Origin of the sequence: Hydrotalea flava (assembly GCF_001623405.1) — a bacterium.
Lineage (GTDB): Bacteria > Bacteroidota > Bacteroidia > Chitinophagales > Chitinophagaceae > Hydrotalea > Hydrotalea flava.
This window is the reverse complement of sequence record NZ_LUHG01000101.1, coordinates 1-23,290: the sequence shown is the minus strand read 5'-3', so window position 1 is coordinate 23,290 and position 23,290 is coordinate 1. Positions and strand designations below refer to the sequence as shown.

General features: G+C 36.6%; 25 protein-coding genes. 15 read left to right on the top strand and 10 right to left on the bottom strand.

All coding sequences use genetic code 11. The annotated features are described in order from the left end of the window. The first annotated feature begins 113 nt into the window (after nt 1-113). The 3 genes from A0F92_RS13485 to A0F92_RS13475 are packed head-to-tail and all read left to right on the top strand — an operon-like array spanning nt 114 to nt 3,099. Entirely contained in the window at nt 114-650 is a 537-nt protein-coding gene (locus A0F92_RS13485) for an RNA polymerase sigma factor (protein ID WP_068247319.1), read from the top strand. After that, nucleotides 650-2,089 carry an outer membrane beta-barrel protein gene (locus tag A0F92_RS13480; protein ID WP_068247229.1) on the top strand — a complete coding sequence of 480 codons (1,440 nt, stop codon included), beginning with the start codon at nt 650-652 and terminating at the stop codon, nt 2,087-2,089. Before A0F92_RS13485 ends, A0F92_RS13480 begins: the two co-directional genes overlap by 1 nt. Nucleotides 2,090-2,115: 26 nt before the next feature. Further along, nucleotides 2,116-3,099 (top strand): hypothetical protein, encoded by a 984-nt coding sequence (locus tag A0F92_RS13475; protein ID WP_068247226.1) that lies wholly within the window; start codon nt 2,116-2,118, stop codon nt 3,097-3,099. Between the two features lie 25 nt (nt 3,100-3,124). Here A0F92_RS13475 and A0F92_RS13470 read toward each other — a convergent pair whose 3' ends face one another. From A0F92_RS13470 to A0F92_RS13435, 8 genes are all read right to left on the bottom strand, one after another. Then, nucleotides 3,125-4,084: a hypothetical protein gene (locus A0F92_RS13470; RefSeq protein ID WP_068247223.1), complete on the bottom strand. Its 960-nt coding sequence runs from the start codon at nt 4,082-4,084 to the stop codon at nt 3,125-3,127. Then, nucleotides 4,081-4,656, bottom strand: coding sequence for a peptide deformylase (gene def / locus A0F92_RS13465; protein ID WP_068247220.1), 576 nt, complete (start codon nt 4,654-4,656; stop codon nt 4,081-4,083). Before def ends, A0F92_RS13470 begins: the two co-directional genes overlap by 4 nt. Nucleotides 4,657-4,713: 57 nt before the next feature. Further along, complete coding sequence (gene ruvX / locus A0F92_RS13460) at nt 4,714-5,130, bottom strand: Holliday junction resolvase RuvX (protein WP_068247315.1); 417 nt, start codon at nt 5,128-5,130, stop codon at nt 4,714-4,716. Between the two features lie 10 nt (nt 5,131-5,140). Continuing rightward, complete coding sequence (locus A0F92_RS13455) at nt 5,141-6,064, bottom strand: UbiA-like polyprenyltransferase (protein WP_068247217.1); 924 nt, start codon at nt 6,062-6,064, stop codon at nt 5,141-5,143. A 15-nt stretch (nt 6,065-6,079) separates the two neighbouring features. Further along, complete coding sequence (locus A0F92_RS13450; protein ID WP_068247312.1) at nt 6,080-6,613, bottom strand: RNA methyltransferase; 534 nt, start codon at nt 6,611-6,613, stop codon at nt 6,080-6,082. Nucleotides 6,614-6,769: 156 nt separating this feature from the next. After that, nucleotides 6,770-9,169: an endopeptidase La gene (gene lon / locus A0F92_RS13445; RefSeq protein WP_068247214.1), complete on the bottom strand. Its 2,400-nt coding sequence runs from the start codon at nt 9,167-9,169 to the stop codon at nt 6,770-6,772. Between the two features lie 182 nt (nt 9,170-9,351). Next, nucleotides 9,352-9,921 (bottom strand): porin family protein, encoded by a 570-nt coding sequence (locus tag A0F92_RS13440; protein ID WP_068247309.1) that lies wholly within the window; start codon nt 9,919-9,921, stop codon nt 9,352-9,354. Between the two features lie 324 nt (nt 9,922-10,245). Then, nucleotides 10,246-11,496 carry a metallophosphoesterase gene (locus A0F92_RS13435; protein ID WP_068247211.1) on the bottom strand — a complete coding sequence of 417 codons (1,251 nt, stop codon included), beginning with the start codon at nt 11,494-11,496 and terminating at the stop codon, nt 10,246-10,248. A gap of 132 nt (nt 11,497-11,628) precedes the next feature. Here A0F92_RS13435 and A0F92_RS13430 point away from each other — a divergent pair, with 132 nt between their 5' ends. From A0F92_RS13430 to A0F92_RS13405, 6 genes are all read left to right on the top strand, one after another. Further along, nucleotides 11,629-12,309 carry a metal-dependent hydrolase gene (locus A0F92_RS13430; RefSeq protein WP_068247306.1) on the top strand — a complete coding sequence of 227 codons (681 nt, stop codon included), beginning with the start codon at nt 11,629-11,631 and terminating at the stop codon, nt 12,307-12,309. A gap of 258 nt (nt 12,310-12,567) precedes the next feature. Continuing rightward, nucleotides 12,568-13,368 carry a ParA family protein gene (locus A0F92_RS13425; protein WP_068247208.1) on the top strand — a complete coding sequence of 267 codons (801 nt, stop codon included), beginning with the start codon at nt 12,568-12,570 and terminating at the stop codon, nt 13,366-13,368. A 54-nt stretch (nt 13,369-13,422) separates the two neighbouring features. Continuing rightward, entirely contained in the window at nt 13,423-14,346 is a 924-nt protein-coding gene (locus tag A0F92_RS13420) for a ParB/RepB/Spo0J family partition protein (RefSeq protein ID WP_068247203.1), read from the top strand. A gap of 2 nt (nt 14,347-14,348) precedes the next feature. Further along, entirely contained in the window at nt 14,349-15,011 is a 663-nt protein-coding gene (locus A0F92_RS13415; protein WP_068247200.1) for a DUF5683 domain-containing protein, read from the top strand. A 33-nt stretch (nt 15,012-15,044) separates the two neighbouring features. Next, nucleotides 15,045-15,764, top strand: coding sequence for a 4-hydroxy-tetrahydrodipicolinate reductase (dapB, locus tag A0F92_RS13410; protein WP_068247197.1), 720 nt, complete (start codon nt 15,045-15,047; stop codon nt 15,762-15,764). Between the two features lie 372 nt (nt 15,765-16,136). Next, the gene (locus A0F92_RS13405) at nt 16,137-16,550 is read left to right on the top strand and encodes an RrF2 family transcriptional regulator (RefSeq protein ID WP_068247195.1); all 414 of its coding nucleotides are present in this window, start codon (nt 16,137-16,139) and stop codon (nt 16,548-16,550) included. Between the two features lie 140 nt (nt 16,551-16,690). On the opposite strand, the gene A0F92_RS13400 is transcribed toward A0F92_RS13405, so the two are convergent. Further along, nucleotides 16,691-17,638, bottom strand: coding sequence for an NAD-dependent epimerase/dehydratase family protein (locus tag A0F92_RS13400; protein WP_068247192.1), 948 nt, complete (start codon nt 17,636-17,638; stop codon nt 16,691-16,693). An 83-nt stretch (nt 17,639-17,721) separates the two neighbouring features. Between A0F92_RS13400 and kdsA the strand changes: the two genes are divergently transcribed. Next, nucleotides 17,722-18,555: a 3-deoxy-8-phosphooctulonate synthase gene (gene kdsA, locus A0F92_RS13395; protein WP_068247304.1), complete on the top strand. Its 834-nt coding sequence runs from the start codon at nt 17,722-17,724 to the stop codon at nt 18,553-18,555. Nucleotides 18,556-18,572: 17 nt separating this feature from the next. Here the strand turns inward: kdsA and A0F92_RS13390 are convergent, their stop codons facing one another. Then, complete coding sequence (locus A0F92_RS13390; protein WP_228733107.1) at nt 18,573-18,803, bottom strand: PspC domain-containing protein; 231 nt, start codon at nt 18,801-18,803, stop codon at nt 18,573-18,575. Between the two features lie 186 nt (nt 18,804-18,989). Between A0F92_RS13390 and A0F92_RS13385 the strand changes: the two genes are divergently transcribed. The 5 genes from A0F92_RS13385 to A0F92_RS13365 all read left to right on the top strand — a co-directional run. Beyond that, nucleotides 18,990-21,260 carry an aconitate hydratase gene (locus A0F92_RS13385; RefSeq protein ID WP_068247187.1) on the top strand — a complete coding sequence of 757 codons (2,271 nt, stop codon included), beginning with the start codon at nt 18,990-18,992 and terminating at the stop codon, nt 21,258-21,260. 261 nt (nt 21,261-21,521) lie between these two features. Beyond that, nucleotides 21,522-21,875, top strand: coding sequence for a 30S ribosomal protein S6 (gene rpsF / locus A0F92_RS13380; RefSeq protein ID WP_068247184.1), 354 nt, complete (start codon nt 21,522-21,524; stop codon nt 21,873-21,875). 3 nt (nt 21,876-21,878) lie between these two features. After that, a complete protein-coding gene (gene rpsR, locus A0F92_RS13375; RefSeq protein ID WP_068247180.1) occupies nt 21,879-22,142 on the top strand; it encodes a 30S ribosomal protein S18 in 264 nt (87 codons plus the stop codon). A gap of 85 nt (nt 22,143-22,227) precedes the next feature. Continuing rightward, the gene (gene rplI, locus A0F92_RS13370; protein WP_068247299.1) at nt 22,228-22,674 is read left to right on the top strand and encodes a 50S ribosomal protein L9; all 447 of its coding nucleotides are present in this window, start codon (nt 22,228-22,230) and stop codon (nt 22,672-22,674) included. Nucleotides 22,675-22,901: 227 nt separating this feature from the next. Further along, a partial coding sequence (locus tag A0F92_RS13365; RefSeq protein ID WP_068247176.1) for an RNA recognition motif domain-containing protein occupies nt 22,902-23,290 on the top strand: 389 nt, incomplete at its 3' end.

Sequence of the window (23,290 nt, the reverse complement as noted above, 5' to 3'; positions counted from 1 at the left end):
TTTCATTCATTTTAACTACAATTAGGTAATTTTATGAAAATATCCGATGCTTGGGCAGCATTGCTATGTTGTTGGGCATCTGATAATTGTTAACATATATAAACCTGCCCCCGTTGACAGAGTTTGAATTAATTAAAGGCTGTATAAAGCAACAGGCAAATTGCCAGCGTATGCTCTATGAGCAATATGCCGGTAAATTAATGGCTGTTTGTTTGCGTTATGCCAATGATGCCATGGAAGCGGAAGATATTTTGCAGGATGCATTTGTAAGAATCTTTAACTACATCAACCAATTTAAATTTGAAGGATCATTTGAGGGCTGGATGCGAAGAATAACAGTGAATGTGGCTTTAAAATATATTCAGAAAAAAAAATTACAGTTTACCGAAGTAAGTGAGCATCATGATTCAGCAGCTACTATTCCTGCAATGGCTTATAGCCAGTTGGGTGAAGAAGTGCTGCTACAGCTGATTCAACAATTACCAACAGGTTATAAAATTGTATTTAACCTGAATGTGATAGAAGGATATAGCCATGAAGAAATAGCTAAAATGCTGAATATTAAAGCCAGTACCAGTAGAAGCCAATTAGTAAAAGCCAGAAAAATTTTACAGGAACAAATTATACAATTACAAAAAATTGCTGTGTAATGAATGATCAATTAATGGATGATTTTATCAGAAACAAACTGAAAAATTACTCCGCTCCCGTCCCACCCGATCTATGGGAGAAAATAATGGCTGATACCAATAAAAAGCCCAAAGGCTTTTGGATAAATCAGCACAAAACTATACTTGCCATAGCAGCACTTTTCCTGATATTGGCCGGTAGTCTTACTTTTTATTTTTTTAATAAAAATGCTTCTTCTATTGATCAAAAATCTACGCTTCAACAAACAATAGTTTCTACCCCTGGTCAATCTAATGTTCACACACACAATTCTCCTGAAAATCAGCAATTAAATGGTGCTGTTTTAACTGATAGTTTGCAAAGTTCAAACAACCTGAACAAAAGTACTTCCAAACTTCCCCAGCATCAAAACAATGCATCCAATTCATATCTATCTAAAAATAGCTATTTACCAAACAAGCAGTTATTGCGCCCTCAAAGTACCACCAGCCATAACGCATCATCAGGCCAAACCTTCTCCCCCACATTCAATCACAATTTACCCGGCTACTCAGATAATAATCAAGATGCAGCAAATAACTTCTCTTATAATCAGGTAAATGCTTTTATTTCATTAAAAAATAATTTATTGTATAATACTGGTTCCCTGCATTTACCACCGCTTAATTTACGCCGCATTTTAGGATTGGATGCCTGCCCTAATGCCAATGGCAGCCAGCGAAACGACTGGTATATTGAATTATATGGCGCGCCGGATTATACCATGAAATCAGTATTAACCAATGGCGCCAGTGCCAATTACCTGCAGAAAAAAGACAGTAGCGAACGCATGAAAGGCGGCTTTACTGTTGGTGCCAGATTCAGTAAAACAATCGGCGAACACACGTATCTGAAATTAGGCTTGCAATACAGCCAGATGAATGAATTATTTAGCCAGCGAAAAGAAAACGAAACGCAAACAACTACAGTAATTATACGGCGCACCATTACAACACCACAAGGCAATTCAACAACTATTATGGATACTTCCTCTGTTACTCAAATTGGTTATAGAGTTATCAGAAGTCTCAATCATTATAAAAACTTAGAAATCCCGGTAATGCTGGGTTATGAATTTGGCCAGCCCGATGATAACTGGCGTATGGCAGTTAATGGCGGACTCATTTTTGATCTTTCCTCCTGGTACATGGGCGAAACTTTAGATACCAGTTTACAGGTAGTTGCCATCAATAGTAAATCAAACAATGGGGTGTATCAGCATTCACTTACCACCAGCATTTATGGAAGTGTTAGTATTTATAGAAGGCTCTCGGATTTGGTTGATGTATTTGCAGAACCTTATTTCAGGTATAATCTTTTTGGTACAAATAGTCTTTACGGCGTGAACCAACGTTTTGGTGCCGCCGGTTTAAACATTGGCACCCGCATAAAGTTAAATGGCCGAAGGCAGCATTTATAACCTATTCCATATCTTATTCAGTAACCATGAAAAAAGTATTTTTTTACATATTCATCATTTTTGCAACCATTACAAGTTGTAAGAAAGATTTTTCTGATGAATTTACGCCTTATCAGGGCATGTCGTTTAATGACACAACCTGGACCAATGAGCCTATTAGCAATGACCTTATTGATTCATTGCAAGTGCAATTAGGCTTACCGATGGCTTACTATACTACATTTAATCCTACCCGTGATACAGCTTTTTGGCTGAATAATGATATACAACTAAAAATTCCTGCTTATACCAGTGCGTATATGAGCAATACAGCCAATCCTGTAACAGATCCTGTTTACTTGAGGCTAATTACCTTAAAAGAACGGGGTGATTTTATCAGATATCTAATTTCCACTACTTTTAATCAATATCCACTGGTTTGTGCGGCAGATTTTTATGTGAGTTTCACTTCAAACAATCAGCCCATTGCGATTGCACCTGCTAAACCTATTACCATACAATGGATGGATGATGATGTAAACAACGCCATGCAATTTTATTCAGGATCATCCAACACAGGCGGTCAATATAAAGTGAATTGGCAACAGGACAATAATGGTTCTGTTACACGTTGGGATACTTTAGTAAATGGAATGCACAAAACCGGCTATCGTATACAATCGCCGCACTTGCAATGGATGGGTGCCAATTATTTAATGGATACCACACAGGCTACTACCAATTTGAACGTAGTATTACCGCTTAATTTTAATAATAAAAACACAATAGCTTTTGCAGTTTTTAATAATGTAAAGTCTGTTATTCGGTTAACACCATCGGCAATTGAAAAAGGCTTTTATACCACTCATCTTCCCACAAATGCCAATATTACCATTGTTAGCATTTCATTGATTAACAATAGTTTTTATCTGGGTACAAATACATTATTTGGGCTCAGTGCAGGTTTGCAAAAATTATATCCTAAAAAAATTAGTGTTCAAAGTTTAAATGTATTTTTAAACAGTTTATAAAGGGTAAGCAATTATTTTGGAAGTGCTACTTAAAATCGAATAAAGTAGCTGTAAATACTGCACGTTCACGTTTCTTAAATATCACGTCCCAATTACCTTTATATCTTAAAATAGCGGGTACTAAAAGATTTTTATAATGTGTCATTTCTACTTCCATGCTTACATCAAAATCGTATACACCGGCTTTATAACTTAAAATATACCTTCTGCCCTGCACTTCTAATGTATTGGTATTAAACCAGGTAACCATTTCATCAACCACTACATCATCTCTTTGCGATGCCGTTAAATCTTCTTTTGGAGTAATAGTAAACACATAACATAATTGGTGATGATATTCCTGAATATCTAATCGGTAATCGTATAATTTGTGCGCTTTCTCATCGTATAGATCTAACTTATTACCTATAAAAGGTATACCGGCAATTTTTTTACCGGGATTAAAAAATAACATTTTTAATTGTTCTTTATGCTTATCGATACCAGATTTAGCTGATGTAGAAAATTCATGGCCTTTTACAATATTATTTTCGCCGCAAACCGTACCTTTTGTAAAAAACAAAGCTGCATACAATTCAGGAGTGAGGTAGTTGTACTGATGTTTTTTATTGTAAAAATCACCGGTTGTTTTTTCTTCCAGTACATCCATGGTGCGGCAACCATTTACATAATTTTGTGTGATTTTACTATATAATGATGCAATAGTATTACCCGTTTTATCCTTCATTTGTATATCGTTGTAAGCAGAATAACCCAACACTCTTAAATTGCGAAAGGCTTTATAAAAAGTAGTATCTTCTTTAATTTGTTGCAGTAATTTTTCATAGTTAAAATTAGTGCGTACCATTACTTCGGGCAAAGTAAAACGGCCTGTTTTGCTAAAACCTACCGTTGTATCGGCTAATGAGTGATGCAAAGTTGTATCCTGCGAAAATGTTGATGAAACAGCACAACAGATTATAATTAGAAGTTGCACTAATTTCATTTTGTAAAAATCATTTTGTAATCCACTTTCACCTTGCCTTTACTAATATCATTCAACTTGCCTTGGAGTAATTTTTTCTTGAGAGGTTTTAAATAATCAATGAATAATTTACCATCAATATGATCGTATTCATGCTGAATAACTCTGGCGGTTAAGCCGGTAAATGTTTCTCGGTGTGGTACAAAATGTTCATCCACATATTCTATTGTAACTAATTCAGGGCGTTGAATATCTTCCCTTATTTTAGGAATACTCAAACATCCTTCATTATATACCCATTCTTCACCATTTAATGCTACCACTTTGGCATTAATGAATACTTTTTTAATGCCTGGTTCATCAGGGTAGGTTTCATCATCTTCTTCCATATTGGCAAAAATTTGAGCACTATCCATTACAAATAATCGAATGGGTTTATTGATTTGAGGTGCAGCTAACCCTACGCCATTACTGGCATACATGGTTTCCCACATATCTTCAATCAATGTATACAATCCGTCATAATCAGATGTTATTTCTGCTGCCGGTTTTCTTAATACAGGATTGCCGTATGCAACTATTGGTAAAATCATATACAAAAAGGGAGGAATTATAAATTTAAATACAACTGCAAAGATAATTGAATGTGGCTACATAGCCCTTTCCTGCAGGTAAGTTTGTAACATAATGGTGGCAGCAATCTGATCTATATTTTCTTTGATTCTTCTTTGTTTTTTCTTCATGCCCATTTCTACCATGGCTCTTGATGCCATTTTAGAAGTGTATTGCTCATCTACAGTTTTTACGGGTATTTGCGGAAAATGTTTTTTTAGCTGTCCGATTGCTTTTAACACCAATGGGGTGGCATGGGTAGCCGTTTGGTCTAAATTGTAGGGCTCGCCAATTAAAATTAGTTCTACCGGCTCTTTGGCCACATATTCTTTTAAAAAAGAAAATAAGGTTGCGGTGGGAATGGTGGTTAATGGCGTAGCGATGATTTGCAGTGGATCGGTAACAGCAATGCCGGTTCTTTTTCCTCCATAATCAATACAAATAATTCTGGCCACAATTTCAACTTTAAAAAATAAATAAATCGGCAATTACAAAAACACTAAACACCACACTGGCAATACCATTGGCAGTCATAAACGCAATATTTACCCTGCTTAAATCATTGGGTTTAACAATGGAATGCTGGTAAAGCAACATACCTGTAAAAAGCAAAATTCCTATCCAATACAACCAGTGAAAATGACCATAATAACCGGCCAATATTACACAAGCAGCACTTAAAAAATGTAAAAACGTAGAAATGCGCAGTGCGGTAGCTTTTCCAAATACAGCAGGAATGGAGTATAAATCCTGCGACTGATCGAATTCTATATCCTGTAAGGCATAAATTACATCAAAGCCACTCACCCAAAATATTACTGCAAATGAAAATAAAACAGGCAGCAGGTTAAAGGTTCCGGTTACTGCCAGATAAGCCCCAATTGGTGCCAATGAAAGCCCTAAACCCAGCACTAAATGGCATAATGCAGTAAACCGTTTGGTATAACTGTAAAACAATACTACAAAAAGCGCTACCGGTGCCAAATAAAAACAAATTTTATTGATGAAATAAGTTGTACCCATAAACAAAAGACAATTCAGCAAAACAAATCTTAGCGCACTTTCAGGAGAAATAATGCCTTTGGGAATTTCGCGAATAGCGGTACGTGGGTTGCGTGCATCGAAATGCCGGTCTAAATATCTGTTAAATGCCATTGCGGCATTTCGGGCAGTAACCATACATATTATTACCAATAAAAATTTTCCCAATACATACTGATTACTAAAATAGCTGTGTTGTATAATTGTTTCATTATTGCCAACTTCCTGAAACATATTAGATGTTTTCCGGTGCATTACACCAAGAAAAAAACCAATGAATGCAAAAGGCATGGCAAAAATGGTATGAGAAAACTTTACGAGACTTAAATATTTTTTTACCTTATGCATAAATTTTATTTTTTTTTAAAATGATTGGATTTTCTTCACCAGCTCCCATAAAACAATACCGGCTGCAACAGATACATTCAGTGAATGTTTGGTTCCCCATTGTGGAATTTCAATACATCCATCGCATAAACTTAATGCATCTTCACTTACCCCTTCTACTTCATTTCCCAGTACAATAGCAATTTTGGTGTTTGAAGCTATTGCAAACTGCTGTAATGGTACACTTCCTTTAGCCTGTTCTACACCCCAAACGGAATAGCCTAAACTTTTCAATGAATGAACTGCGGCAGAGGCAGTTGGCACATACATCCAGTCTACCGTTTCCGTAGCTCCCAAAGCTGTTTTATGAATATCCCGATGCGGTGGTTGAGGGGTATAACCGCAAATACAAATTCCTTCCATTAAAAACGCATCGCAGGTTCTAAAAATACTGCCCACGTTGTGCATACTGCGAATATTATCTAAAACAACAATCAATGGGTGTTTAGCAGATGCTTTAAATTCCTGAACCGACTTTCGGCCCAATGCATCCATACTTAATTTTTGCATCTGCAAATGTACAGTGTAAGTGAACAATGAAAAATGAGCCAATAAAAAAGTTCCCCCATAAATATGAAGGAACTTAACCCTTAAAACAACCAACATGAAAAAATACAATAAACAACATATTAATGGTTGTTTTGTTCATGCGGCTGGCTACATATTTTATACCAATGCCAAATCAAGCACTTGTTGCATGGTTTTAACATAATGAAACTGCACACCGGTTATAAAATTGCTATCTATTTCCTGTACATCTTTTTCATTCTGCCAACACATAATAATTTCTTTAAGGCCGGCCCTTTTGGCTGCCAGTACTTTTTCTTTAATACCTCCTACTGGTAATACCTGGCCACGCAAAGTTATTTCGCCGGTCATAGCTAAATAAGGTTTTACCTTTCGGCCGGTAAATGCTGAGGCTAATGAAGTAAGCATGGTAATACCGGCACTGGGACCATCTTTTGGTGTTGCCCCTTCGGGTACATGTACATGTACGTTGTGGGTAGTAAAAGCACCCATTTCAATACCCAGTTTTTTTGCGTTTGCTTGTAGGTAAGTATAGGCAGTGGTGGCGCTTTCTTTCATTACATTACCCAGGTTACCGGTAAGCTTCAACTCACCTTTTCCTTCACTTAAAACTGTTTCAATAAATAAAATATCACCTCCTACATATGTCCAGGCTAAACCTACTGCCACCCCGGGCATATTGGCCATTTTGTATATTTCATTATTATATCGTTGCGGGCCTAATATTTTTTCTACATCAGCTAAAGAAACCGTTGGTTTAATTTTATTTTTTGTAGCCAACTCTTTAGCCTCATAGCGCATAACGGAGGCTAATTGACGGTCTAATTCTCTTACACCACTTTCACGTGTATAGTTTTCAATAATTTTTTCTAAAATCTTATCACTGAATTTAAGATTTACTTTTGCCAGCCCGTGTGCTTCCATTTGTTTTGGAATAAGATGTCGTTTGGCAATTTCAACTTTTTCCTCAATAGCATAACCGCTTAAATCAATAATTTCCAACCTGTCGCGAAGTGCGGGTTGTATGTTTTGAATATCGTTGGCAGTAGCAATGAACAATACCTTGCTTAAATCATATTCCAGTTCCAGGTAATTATCATAGAAACTGTTGTTTTGCTCGGGGTCCAGTACCTCTAACAATGCAGAGGATGGGTCGCCGCGAAAATCGTTACCAATTTTATCAATCTCGTCTAAAATCATCACCGGATTAGAAGTTTTTATTTTCCTGATATTTTGTATAATTCTTCCGGGCATAGCGCCAATATAGGTTTTCCGGTGCCCTCGTATTTCACTTTCATCGTGCAGACCACCTAAACTTACACGCACATATTTTCTGCCTACTGCATGGGCTATACTTTTACCTAAAGATGTTTTACCAATTCCGGGAGGGCCAATAAAACAAAGAATCGGGCTCTTCATATCGCCTTTTAATTTAAGTACAGCCAAGTATTCCAAAATACGATTTTTTATTTTTTGCATGCCATAATGGTCGGCATCTAATATTTTTTTGGCATTTTTTAAATCATAATTATCGTCGGTATATTCTCCCCAGGGTAAATCGAGTAATAAATCTAAATGATTATATACCACAGAATAATCGGGCGTGCTTGGATGCATTCTTTCTAATTTCTCAATACCAGATTTAAACATAGCTTTGGCAGCTTCAGGCCATTTTTTGGCTTCAGCTTTCTTTTTCATTTCAGCAATTTCTCTTTCATTGGGATCGCCGCCTAACTCCTCTTTAATGCTTTTGAGTTGTTGCTGTAAAAAATAATCGCGTTGTTGTTTATCCAGTTCTGTTCTGGTTTTTGTGGTAACCTTATTTTTCAGTTCTGCAAACTGCAATTCTTTGTGTAAAATACCGGTTAATTTCTCTGCCCTTGTTTTGATGTTTTCAAGGGATAACAATTCCTGCTTTTCTGTAATAGAAGTATTTAAATTGCTGCTTACAAAATTGATGAGGAAGGAAGGATTTTCTATATTTTTTAAAATGATAGAAGCCTCAGTAGGTAAATTGGGAGACAACTGAATAATTTCTGTTGCCAGATCTTTAATAGTACTGATGTATGCATCAAAATCCGGGTCATTTAAAACCGGTTGATCTTCTAATAATTGTATTTGGGCTTTAAAAAATGGTTCTTCGGCTATTACTTGCATTAATTCAAACCTTTTTTTACCCTGAATAATGATGGTTGTCCCACCATCGGGCATTTTAATCAGTTTCAAAATTTTTGCAACTGTACCAATTTTACACAAATCTTTTACCGCCGGATCTTCTACTTCGGTATCGGTTTGTGCCAATACGCCAATCAGCTTATCGTTTTTATAAGCTTCATTTACTGCCTTTATGCTTTTATCCCGCCCTACTGTTATGGGCAATACTACCCCCGGAAATAATACCGTGTTTCGTAAGGGTAACAAGGGTAAAGTATCGGGAATTACAATTTTTTCTTCTTCACCTTCCCGTTCATTAATGGCAATGATGGGCATAAAATCATTCTCGTCTTCTGCTGAAAAAAGAAATTTGTTTTTGTTCATACACTATCATCTATAGTAAAAAGTCATTTTGTCACTTACAACCAATAAAAATGATTTATTTATTGGCGTATGTTTGGGGCAATATTAATGCCATTGGCAACAAAGATGGGCAAACGGTACAAAATGGCGCAAAAAAATGGCATACCCGGTAAGATATGCCATGCATCGTGCAGAAATTTACATTAAAACCTAAATCCAATACCCATTTGTATTTGCTGGCTTTTCCAATTATTTTGATTACTTACATCGTTCAAATTATTCAACCCAACTGCATAACGGCCATAAATGCGCAGTACGTCAAAATTCAACTGTATGCCACCAATCATGGCAAAATCGCCCGATTTAAAAGCATTTTGCCCATTTACCAATAAGTTGTCATTTTTATTGAGTAGTATACCAAATTGTGGCCCTAAATTTAAGGTTATCAATTTTCCAACATTATAACGCAATAGCACAGGAATGGCTAAATAATCTAACTTAATATTTTGATCGGGTGGAAAAATAGTAGCAAATGTGGCCGATTTGGTAGCAGACTGGCTCCAGAGTAATTCCGGCTGAATACCAAATTTTTTATTAAAATCTATTTCGGCAAAACCACCCACCTGATACGACAATTGAAAGCCCTGATCAAAAGTTTGCCCATCAATCTTAGTTAAATTGCCGCCTGCTTTAATACCGGCTCTAAAACCTTGCGCCTGTACTATGGCCGTTAAACAAAACACACCAATGGTTAATACTATTATTTTTTTCATAAATGATTGTTTTACAGGAATAAAAGTCAATGATTGTGCCAAACTTAATTCTATATGTAAACAAGTTGCAAACAAGCAGTATTGTATGATAATATTTAAAATTAACGCGTTGTTCTATTAAGCTCTGAAAAGCTTACTGAGCATAGGTTTCAATAAACTTGGCTCAACAGCCATTAGTTATACAGAGTTTACTGAAACACCATTAGGCAATGAGTTTCAAACGAAAACAGATTTTAATAGCACAACACGTTATTTAAAATTAAAAATGCTAAAATTTTTTCTTGATACAATGAATGAACAATCAACTGTGCTATTGCTGCTGATTTAAACCAGTTCTATTATGGTAATTTCAGGCAAAAAACCTACTCTGCCCGGATAACCAATGAAGCCATATCCGCGGTTTACATATAAATACTGCGAGCCTTCCTGATATAAACCTGCCCATTGTTTGTACATCCATTGTACCGGACTCCATTTAAAAAAGGGCGTTTCTACACCAAATTGCATACCATGTGTGTGGCCAGACAGTGTTAAATCAATATCGGGATATTTTGTTCTAACTTCAGCATCCCAATGGCTGGGATCGTGGCTCATTAATATTTTAAAAGAATATTTTTCTGTTCCGGGATAAGCTTCCTCCATTTTACCATATTTTGGGAATCTGCCTTTTGCACCCCAGTTTTCAATTCCCAGTAATGCAACGGCATCACCGTTCTTTTCCAAAATAACATGTTCATTCATTAAAAGGCGCCAGCCTAAATCTGCATGTACTGCCTTCAACTTTTCCAAATTCAGTTGTTTAGTCTGTATAGATGGCCATTGAACATAATCGCCATAATCATGATTACCCAATGTACTGTACACGCCCATTGGCGCTTTTACTTTTTCAAATACATCCATATAATCGTTCATCTCTTCGTAGCGGTCGTTTACCAAATCGCCGGTAAACAACACCAAATCGGGCTTTTGTTGCAACAACATATCTACCCCATGCGCAACAGCCTGTTTGTTGTTAAAACTGCCGCTGTGTATATCACTAATCTGAGCAATCCTTAAACCTTTAAATGCATTGGGCAAATTCGCAAATTGCAGGCGTATATGTTTTATTTGATAATTGTATTTATTTCCAAAACCATATAAAAGGATACCCATTAGTGTAGTACTCATACCAATACCCATCCAGCTTAAAAATACGGAACGTGAAATAGCTTCAGCTCCATTATCGGCAAAATGAGCACCTGATTTCGTGGAAAAAAATGCTGCTATCCAAACAATGCCGCGTCGAATATCATCCATTAAAAAAAATGCCGACCCAATTAATTTAGCCATGAATAAGCCCACCAATATGGCAAAAACATAGTTTCTGAAAAATTTAGAAACCTGCAAATCCTGAATATAGGGCAATGCAAATAAAGCAATCCAGCTAAATATGGCAATAACCCAGTAAATAACAGTTACCCATATCCTGGTTTTTTCCGAAGTATTTTGCAGCACTGTTTTAACAGCCTGAAATACATAAACATCTAAAATAATTAAAATAGAGGCAATGATCCACCAAATTCCGGTACTACGCATAAATATTTTTTTTAACAGACAATATTTTGTGCACTAAAGTTTATAATAGCATTGCAACATTGTTTAAACATCTTTCTACTAATTTTGTTAAGCAGATGACATTAAATTTTTTAAATGCTTAATAATACAACTATGCAATTTACGTATTACGGACATTCTTGTTTTTTGGTTGAAGTGAAAGGCAAAAAAATTCTTTTCGATCCATTTATTACTTACAATGAATTGGCAAAAAACATTAAGGCAGATGCCATTGAAGCCGATTATATTTTTTTAAGCCACGGCCATGCCGATCATATAGCCGATTGTATTTCCATTGCCACCAAAACAGGAGCAAAAGTGGTTGCAGTTTTTGAAATTCATGAATGGCTCAATAAAAATGGCGTTGCCAATACACACCCCATGAACACAGGCGGCAAATGGCAATTTGATTTTGGAACCGTTAAATGTGTGGTTGCCCAACACAGTAGTTCATTACCCGATGGCACTTACGGGGGCAACCCGGTTGGATTTGTTTTTACTACTGATGAAGGTAATTTTTATTATAGCGGCGATACGGCACTTACCTTAGAGATGCAACTCATTCCCGGTTGGGCTGCCTTACATTATGCCATTTTCCCCATTGGAGATAATTTTACCATGGATGTTGCCGATGCGGTAAAAGCAGCCGATTTTGTGCAATGTAAACATATTATTGGCGTACATTATAACACATTCGGTTTTATTAAAATAGACACCGAAGCTGCAAAAGCAGCATTTGCCACCGCCGGCAAAACGCTGCATTTACCAGCTATAGGCGAAACCATTTCGCTTTAAACATTCTAATCAATCATAAAATACCAGCCTCTTCCCCAAAAAGAAGGGGCTTTTTAAGTTTTTGAAACAACCATCACCGCTTATAATGAATCATTCATTTTTTGTGCATCCCTGCTATTAAAAAAATTCTAACTGAAAAACACATCAAAATAAGAGAAATTAAATATGAACACATGCAACAGAATACTTTAGATTTGCAATCTTGATAAATTGGGAAACCCATTCTTATTTTTAATTGCATTTTAAGCAATCAACCCTATGGCGAGAATTATTAGTATTGCAAACCAAAAAGGAGGTGTAGGTAAAACCACTACAGCTATTAATCTGGCTGCCAGTTTTGCAGTTTTAGAGTATAAAACATTATTGGTAGATGCTGATCCACAGGCCAACAGCACTACCGGTGTTGGTTTCGATTTGCATAATATTACCAACAGTTTATACGATTGTATGGTAAATAATGCAACCGCAGAAGATGTGGTTTTGAAAAGTGAAATGCCTTATTTAGATGTTATCCCTTCTCATATTGATTTGGTAGGTGCCGAAATTGAAATGATCAATTACCCGAATCGGGAAAATGTTTTAAAAACAGTTTTAGAACCCATTAAAGAAAAATACGATTTTATTGTTATCGATTGTTCCCCTTCTCTTGGATTGATTACTGTAAATTCATTGGTTGCGGCCGATAGTGTTGCTGTTCCGGTTCAATGCGAATTTTTTGCTTTGGAAGGATTGGGGAAATTATTAAATACCGTAAAAATTGTGCAAAACAGGTTGAATCCGAATTTACAAATAGAAGGTATATTAATGACAATGTATGACGGCCGCTTACGTTTATGCAATCAGGTAGTCAGTGAAGTGAGAAGGCATTTCGACGATTTGGTTTTTTCAACCATCATTCATAGAAATACCAGATTAAGTGAAGCACCCAGTGTAGGCAAACCCGTTATTTTGTACGATGCAGAAAGCAAGGGCTCTGTTAATTATCTGAATTTGGCCAAAGAAATTTTACAAAAAAACGAAATGACCAATATGTCGAACACAGAACGAATAATTGAATAGACCTATTTACCTGTCATTTCAAAATAACTAACTGATCAAAACACATCATTGATTATGAGTGCACCAAAACAAAATAAAGCTTTATTAGGCAAAGGCATCCGCTCTTTACTGCAAAATATTGATGAAGATTTAAAAAATACAACCGGACATCTTAAAAACCAGATAGTTGAACAGGTTACCGGAGTAATGCGCATACCCATTCAGGATATTCAAATCAATCCCAAACAGCCCCGGCGTGATTTTGATGAAAATGCGCTTCAGGAATTAGCAGCTTCAATTAAATTACACGATATCATCCAACCTTTAACAGTATCTAAATTAGCCTCCGGAAAATACCAGCTCATTGCAGGCGAAAGAAGATACAGAGCAAGCAAATTAGCCGGATTAAAAGATGTACCTGTATATATCCGACAGGCTAATGATACAGAATTATTAGAGCTGGCTTTATTAGAGAATTTACAGCGTGAAGATTTAAATGCGATTGAAATTGGCTTAAGCTACAAACGCATGATGGAAGAATTAAATTATACACAAGAGCAGGTAGCCGAAAGAATGGGTAAAGAAAGAAGCACCATCACCAATTACATGCGTTTATTAAAATTGCCGCCTGATATACAGTTGGCAGTAAGAGGCAATAAAATTAGTATGGGGCATGCAAGAGCATTAATCAATATTGATAGTGTTGATAAACAGCTATTTGTTTTTAATGAAATTAAATCAAAGGAATTAAGTGTGCGTCAAACCGAAGAATTGGTGCGCCAAATGTATAAGGCACAAAACCATCAGGCTGTTAAATCTTCCTCAAAAAACCAATTACCACCGGCTTATAAAAAAATTGAAGATAATTTAGCCTCTCACTTTGGTACCAAAGTTTCGCTGGCACATCAAAAAACAGGGAAAGGAAGTATTACATTGGAATATTATTCTTTACAGGAATTGAATAAAATTTTAGAGCTTATGAATATAAGCGTTAGCTAAAAATGAAGGTAAGCATTACAATATTCGGTATCATTATTTTTTTGAATACTGTATCTACTGCATTCAGCAGGAATGGCAGCAGTTTACCCGGCAGCAACATTCATGAAAAATTTTTGATGGATACTACGGGTGAAAACAACCAGAAAGAGGCCACAGGTCCTATTATAAAAAAAAAACACAATCCAAAAATTGCCACGCTCCGCTCTGCCATATTACCGGGTTTAGGCCAGGCATATAATCGCGAATACTGGAAAATTCCTATTGTTTATGGCGCTTTGGCTATTCCTACCATTACCTATTTATACAACAATACCTGGTACAAACGAACCAGAGATGCATACAACATAAAAATTAATAACGATACTGCTCATTTTGCCAATATTTATCCCATTTTACAAAATGTAGATCCGTCTGCTCTACAAACCTATCGCAACTCATTTAGAAAAGACAGAGACTACTCTATTCTCTGGTTCATGATTTTATGGGGTTTAAATGTAGTAGATGCCACAGTATATGGGCATTTAAAAGATTTTGATGTTAGCAACAATTTAAGTTTACATATTGAACCCACTTATAATCCTATGCTTTCGGCACCGGGATTAAGTTTTACCTTTAGTTTCAGAAATAAACACAATATTTTAAAACCATTACCCGATGCCAGGTAAATGGTATTTGTTTAAACTCCAAGCAATCGAATCATGAAAATTGCATTAATAGGTTATGGTAAAATGGGCCAGGCCATTGAAAAAGTGGCAGTAGCCAAAGGTCATGAAATTGTTTTAAAAATTGATGTAAACAATGCACATGAATTGAATGCAGCACATTTACAGAAAGCAGATGTTGCGATTGAGTTCACGGGCCCGCACAGCGCTTTCAGCAATGTAATGCAATGCATCAACAGCGGCACACCGGTAGTTTGTGGTTCAACCGGCTGGTTAGCAAAATGGCATGCAATAGAAGCGGCTTGTATACAACAAAAAGGTTCATTAATTTATGCCAGCAACTTCAGTATAGGCGTTAATCTGTTTTTTGAATTAAATAAATTTCTGGCACATTTAATGAACCAGCATCCGGAATATGAAGTAACCATTACAGAAATTCATCATACACAAAAAAAAGATGCACCCAGCGGTACAGCTATTTCATTGGCAGAACAAATTATGCAAGAAATACCATCGAAAAAAAAATGGGTTAATACCATTACAAACCTCGCAGATGAATTAAGTATCATTTCAGAGCGAATTGATCCTGCACCCGGCACACACAAAATTTTGTACCACTCAACAATTGATGATATTGAAATTGTACATACCGCACATAGCCGAATGGGCTTTGCCGGCGGAGCAGTTTTGGCTGCCGAATTTTTGATAGGTAAACAGGGAATTTTTACAATGAAAGATGTATTAGGGTTACATTAAAACCGCTTACATGTTTTTTGAATCAGAAAAACAACTTCCTTTCTTGTAGCAATCAATACAAACTAACGTGTTGTGCTATTAAGCTCTGAAAAGCTTACTGGGCATAAGTTTCAATAAAATTGGCTCAACAGCCATTAGTTATACAGAGTTTACTGAAACACCATTAGGCAATAAGTTTCAAACGAAAACTGATTTTAATAGTACAACACGTTACAAACTACTCAACATTTAGCATGGTGATTGTTATTCTGTTATCATGAATTTACAAATGCATAACAATAAAATAAGTACATTTAACAGCATGTTGAAAAAGCAAAATAGTTCACGATATTCGTTGAAAGATTTAACATTGAATATAAAATAACCCTGTGTATGCTGTCTAAAAAAACACAATATGCTTTTAAAGCACTGATTTATCTTGCACAACATCAGGATAATGATCCTGTTTTAATTGCAGAAATTTCTAAAAAGAAAAATATTCCAATAAAATTTCTGGAAAACATTCTGCTCGAATTAAAAAAAGCAGGTATTTTAGAAAGTAAGAAAGGTAAGGGTGGTGGCTATTTTTTTAAAAGTCCACCTTCATCCATTCCTTTGGCAAAGGTGATGCGTACTGTGGAGGGGCCTATTGCTTTATTACCTTGTGTAAGTTTAAATTTTTATGAGAAATGTAAAGATTGTGAAGAAGAAGTCTGTGGCCTGAATAGAGTGATGATAGAAGTAAGAGACGCTTCTTTAAAAATTTTAGAAGGTAAAACTGTGGCAGATTTAGCCATGTTGTCATGATAAAAGAAGAAAATATTATTTTTACTCCTGAACATCTGCATTGCCATCATCGTATCTGCACAGCCCGTGCACGAAATAAAACATAGTGATACAACAAAACCTGTATTATTCACTACAGTGCATCAAAATAATTTTTAAAACTAAACATGCTGCAAATTAGCAATCATATCTGCAGTCATTAATTGCAAATTAAAATCGGGTTGCCAGTTCCAATCTTTTTTTGCGGTAGTATCATCAATACTTTGCGGCCAGCTATCGGCAATGGTTTGGCGGTAATCGGGCTGGTATGCAATGGTAAAATCAGGAATAAATTGCTGAATGGCTGTTGTAATTTCTTTTGGTGAAAAACTCATGGCAGCAACATTATAAGAAGTTCGTACAGTTATTTGATCCTGTGGTGCCTCCATTAAACTTAATGTGGCTTTAATGGCATCGGGCATATACATCATGGGCAAATAAGTGTCTTCTTTCAGAAAACAGGTATATTTTTGTTCTTCAAGTGCAGCATGGAAAATTTCAATGGCATAATCAGTTGTACCACCACCCGGGGCAGACTTATAACTGATTAAACCTGGATAACGAAGGCTTCTTACATCAACCCCATACCGTTGATGGTAATAATTACACCAAAATTCACCTGCGTATTTACTGATACCATAAACAGTAATAGGCTCAATAATAGTTTGTTGCGGACAATTTATTTTTGGTGAAGTAGGTCCAAAAACTGCAATACTGCTTGGCCAGTAAACTTTATGAATTTGCTCTTCCCGGGCAATATCTAAAACATTTAATAACCCCTGCATATTCAGGTTCCAGGCAAGATTTGGATTTTTTTCGCCGGTAGCAGATAAGATAGCCGCCAATAAATAAATCTGTGTAATATTTTGCCGTATTACCTGCACATGCAACATTTCCTTATTCATTACATCTAAACTAACATAAGGCCCTGTTCCTTTCAGTAAATCATTTTCTTCCCGTAAATCAGAAGCCACAACATTTGCATTGCCATACACTTTTCTTAAAGCAAGGGTTAATTCTACACCTATCTGTCCGCTGGCTCCAATCACCAAAATTTTATCTTTCACCATTTAATTTAAATTTACTAACAATTGTTAGCGCAAAGAAAACAAAAATGCATGTAAGTTCGCATTTCAATAACTCATTTAATTTTATGATGCCTGCATACTTATCTTCTGTATTAAAAAATCAACAATATCATCCACAACAATTTTTTTTAATTGCCGGGCCCTGTGTAGTAGAAAATGAAGAATTGGTAATGGAAGTAGCAGATAAAGTATATAGCATCTGCCTAAAATTAGGTATACCTTATATATTCAAGGCCAGTTATCGAAAAGCGAACAGAACCAGTGTGAACTCATTTACGGGTTTAGGCGATGAGGTTGGATTAACATTGATAGAAAAAGTAGGCAAAACTTTTGGCCTTCCTACCACTTCAGATATTCATGCACACGATGAAGCAGCCGAAGCAGCAAAGTATATAGATATTTTACAAATCCCCGCTTTTCTTTGCCGGCAAACTGATTTATTGCAGTCTGCTGCAGTTACCCATAAAATTATTAATGTAAAAAAAGGACAATTTTTAAGTGGTCCTGCCATGCAGTTTGCAGTTGATAAAATTAAAAAAGCCGGAAACCAGCAAATCATGTTAACAGAACGAGGTACTACATTTGGGTATCAGGATTTGGTGGTAGATTACAGAAATATTACCTGGATGAAAGCTTTAGATACACCGGTGATAATGGATTGTACCCATAGCTTACAACAACCCAATCAAACCAGTGGCGTTACCGGCGGTAACCCTGCGTTAATTGAAACCATTGCAAAAGCAGCAATAGCAACCGGGGCAGACGGTTTATTTATTGAAACCCATCCCAACCCGGCAAAGGCACTTAGTGATGGAGCCAATATGCTGCCACTTCATTTACTGGAAAATTTACTTGAAAAACTGGCTTCTCTGAGGGAAACAGTGGTTAAAATTGGTTAATACAATTGAAAAATATTTTATAAATACTTCAGCGGATTTCTTCTCGCATTGAGAATGTATCGCTTTATATTCATCCAGAAAGCAAGAATCATATATATAATCAGTGGTGATCCCATGGTTAGAAATGAAATATAAATAAACCACATCCTAATTCTTGAAGTGGCAATACCAAGTTTTTCACCTATTGCTGTGCAAACACCAAAAGCATGCATTTCCATAAACTCACGTAACTTATTCATCAGTTTCATAGTGTTTATTTTAGAAATAAACTTTATGCAATTTACTGTATTTACAAATAGTAACTGCAAAACAATTCATAAAACAGTTTTTTACCGCCTTTTGTTTTATCGTAATTTTGCATTTTCAAAAAACTTGAAACAGTTCACTTTATTAAAGTCATCTCTTCTCATTCATCAAATTATAAAATAGCAATTATGGCATTCGACCTTGAAATGATTAGAAAAGTTTACGCTGAAATGCCGGCTAAAATAGCCGCAGCCCGTAAAACTTTAGGCAGACCCTTGACACTGGCAGAAAAAATATTATTTGCACACCTACACTCAGAACAACCTTTCAATAACTTTGAAAGAGGCAAAAGTTATGTTGACTTTGCTCCAGACAGAGTAGCGATGCAGGATGCTACCGCACAAATGGCCCTGTTGCAATTTATGCAGGCAGGCAGGCCTAAAGTTGCCGTACCCTCAACAGTACATTGTGATCACTTAATTACAGCACGTGTAGAAGCAAAAGAAGATTTGCAGGTAGCTACTGCCGAAAGCAAAGAAGTATATGATTTTTTAGCTTCTGTTTCTAACAAATATGGTATTGGTTTTTGGAAACCCGGTGCCGGAATTATTCACCAGGTGGTTTTAGAAAATTATGCTTTTCCAGGCGGTATGATGATAGGTACTGACTCTCATACTGTAAATGCAGGTGGCTTAGGTATGATTGCAATTGGAGTGGGTGGAGCAGATGCCTGTGATGTGATGGCGGGTTTACCCTGGGAACTGAAATGGCCTAAATTAATTGGCATTAAACTAACCGGAAAATTGAATGGATGGGCTGCACCGAAAGATATTATTTTAAAAGTTGCAGGAATTCTTACTGTAAAAGGTGGAACCGGAGCCATTGTTGAATATTTTGGTGAAGGTGCAGCGGCCCTTAGTTGCACCGGAAAAGGAACCATTTGTAATATGGGGGCTGAAATTGGTGCCACCACTTCTACATTTGGTTATGATGATAGCATGAGCCGTTATTTAAAAGCCACCGGCCGCAAAGAAGTAGCTGCAATGGCAGATACCATCAAATCATATTTGAATGCCGATCCGGAAGTGTATGAAAATCCCGAAAATTATTTTGATCAGGTGATTGAAATTAATTTAAATGAATTGGAACCGCATTTAAATGGGCCTTTTACACCCGATTTGGCTACACCTATTTCTAAAATGAAAGAAGCTGCCGCTGCAAACGGATGGCCCACCAAAGTAGAAGTTGGGTTAATTGGCAGCTGTACCAACTCTTCATACGAAGACATTAGCAGAGCGGTTAGTTTAGCAAAACAAGTTGCTGATAAACAATTAAAAACAAAAGCAGAATATACAATTACCCCCGGTTCTGAACAAGTAAGATTTACCATTGAAAGAGATGGCTTTTTAGATACATTTGAAAAGATTGGTGCAAAAGTTTTTGCCAATGCCTGCGGGCCTTGTATTGGCATGTGGGATAGAATGGGCGCAGAAAAGCAGGAAAAAAACACCATTGTACATTCATTTAACAGAAACTTTGCCAAACGTGCCGATGGTAACCCCAATACCTATGCTTTTGTGGCTTCGCCTGAAATGGTAACTGCATTAGCCATTGCCGGCGATTTAACTTTTAATCCATTAACAGATTATTTAACGAACGAAAAAGGTGAAAAAGTAAAACTAGACCCTCCGGCAGGCATTGAATTACCCGCCAAAGGTTTTGCGGTAGATGATCCCGGTTATCAGGCACCCGCCGCCGATGGAAGTAAGGTGAATGTTGTGGTTGACCCACAATCAAAACGTTTACAACTCTTAGCACCTTTCCCGGCATGGGAGGGTACCGATTTAAAGGGATTAAAACTACTCATTAAAGCAAAAGGAAAATGTACCACTGACCATATTTCTATGGCAGGCCCATGGTTAAAATACCGTGGCCATTTAGATAATATTTCCAACAATTTATTAATTGGTGCTATTAACTTTTTTAACGAAAAACCCAATTTGGTAAAAAACCAGTTAACAGGCGCTTACGGCCCCGTTCCCGATACCCAAAGGGCTTATAAAGCAGCAGGTATTGGTACCATTGTGGTGGGCGATGAAAATTATGGAGAAGGCTCTTCCCGTGAACATGCCGCCATGGAACCCCGGCATTTAGGTGTACGTGTAGTTTTAACCAAATCATTTGCCCGGATTCATGAAACCAACCTAAAAAAACAAGGCATGCTGGCATTAACTTTTGCCAACAAAAATGATTACGATAAAATTGCTGAAAATGATACCATTGATATTACTGGTTTAACCGAATTTGCACCCGGTAAGCCTTTAACTATTGTTTTACATCATGCAGATGGCAGTTCAGAAGCAATTATTGCCAACCATACCTACAATCAGCAACAGATTGAATGGTTTAAAGCTGGGGCTGCTTTAAATATCATCCGCAAACAAGTAGCCGGGAAATAAATAGGTTGATCAATTCAATTAAAAAAAGAGGAGCGCTGAGCAATAGGCGCTCTTTTTTTTATTTCATCCGCATTGATCGGATCAATATATGAATAACTTAGCCTTCCAAAAGCATATCTACACTTATTTTAAAAAACAGTTTCTTATTTTAACCATAAACACTTACTTTTGCAGCCCCAATTCTGTTTTGGCAGAATCATACTTTCAAAAGAAAGTTTGTCCATTGGGTAAAAACCAATTTAAACAATTAAAAAAAGGGTAATGAACAATTACGAATTAATGATCATTTTTACCCCGGTACTTTCAGAAGATGATTTTAAATCAGCTCAAAAAAAGTATACGGAACTGGTAACCGAAAATGGCGGAACCATTGTGCACAGCAATCCCTGGGGATTAAAATCGCTGGCTTATCCCATTCAGAAAAAAACAACGGGTATTTATTGGGTATTAGAATATACCGCCAATCCCGATTTCAATGAAAAATTGAAAATTCAAATGTTACGTGATGAGCAAATCATGCGTCACATGATTACAAAACTCGATAAAAACGCCGTCGAGTACAACTATGTAAAAAGAAATGGCGGATTTAAAATAACCGAAAAAATGGAGGGATAAACCATGGCAAAGAATGAAATTAAATACCTTACCGCCATTAAGCAGGAAAAACCCAAAAAGAAATTCTGCCGGTTTAAAAAATATGGCATTAAATACGTTGATTATAAAGATGTTGAATTTTTAAAGAAATTCATCAATGAACAAGGTAAAATGTTGCCTAAACGCTTATCAGGCAATTCTTTAAAATACCAGCGTAAAGTAGGTGATGCCATTAAAAAAGCACGCCAAATGGCCTTATTACCATACGTAACCGATCTTTTAAAATAAAATTTCTTAGTAACCTCCCTAACCTCTGTAAAATTGAATGAGGGACAGTTTCATCAACTGGGTAAAGGGAACTAAATTCAATAATATGCAAGTTATTTTAATTCAGGATGTAGATAATTTAGGAGGCAAAAACGAGTTGGTAGCTGTTAAAAACGGTTATGCCCGCAATTACCTTATTCCTCAAAAATTAGCAGTAGAGGCTAGTCCTTCCAATTTAAAACAATTAGAAGAACGCTTAAAAGTACAGACCAAAAAAGAAGCAGCTATGCTGGCTGAAATTCATAAGGTTACTGAAGTACTGAAATCATCTCCAGTAAAAATTGGTGTAAAAACCGGTACCAGTGGCAAAATTTTTGGAACGGTTACTGCTTTACAAATTACCCGCGCCATTCGCAACCAAAAAGGATATGAAATTGATCGCAGAAGAATTCATATTGTATCAGAAGTGAAAGAAATTGGCCTGCACAAAGCATCAATCGATTTTGGCAATGGCAACCTTGCAGAAATTGAATTTGATGTGGTAGCTGAGTAAAACAGCCTTTTCACCATATTTTAAACCGTAGCAAGCGCTGCGGTTTTTTTGTGCCCGTTCACCACAAACCCACTTATTAAAAAAAAAATTGGGGAAACAAATAAAAAAATTATCTTCGTTTGTCCAATGACCAGTTCTTCCATTTCTCTAGAAGGTTTTCACGTAAATGCTTCGGGGCTTTTGGTTACTGTTTTCATCATTGGTATCACTTAACTTAATTTTTTAAAATGAACATTTACGTTGGAAATTTGAACTGGAACATGACCAGTGAAGACCTGCAAGAACTTTTTGCGCCTTATGGCGAAGTTACCTCAGCAAAAATCGTAACAGACAAATTCAATAACAACCGCAGCAAAGGTTTCGGTTTTGTTGAAATGCCTGATGACGAAGCTGCAAGAACTGCTATCAGTGCATTACATGACACAGATGTGCAGGATCGCAAAATCGTTGTAAACGAATCTACCCCTCGCCCTGAAGGCGAAAGAAAAAGCGGTGGCTTTAAGAAAAGCTACGGCGGTGGCGGCGGAAGCCGCGGTGGTGGATTTGGTGGTAACCGTGGCGGAAGCGGCGGTGGCTACAATCGCGATCGCGGTGGTAACGGTGGTGGATATAACAG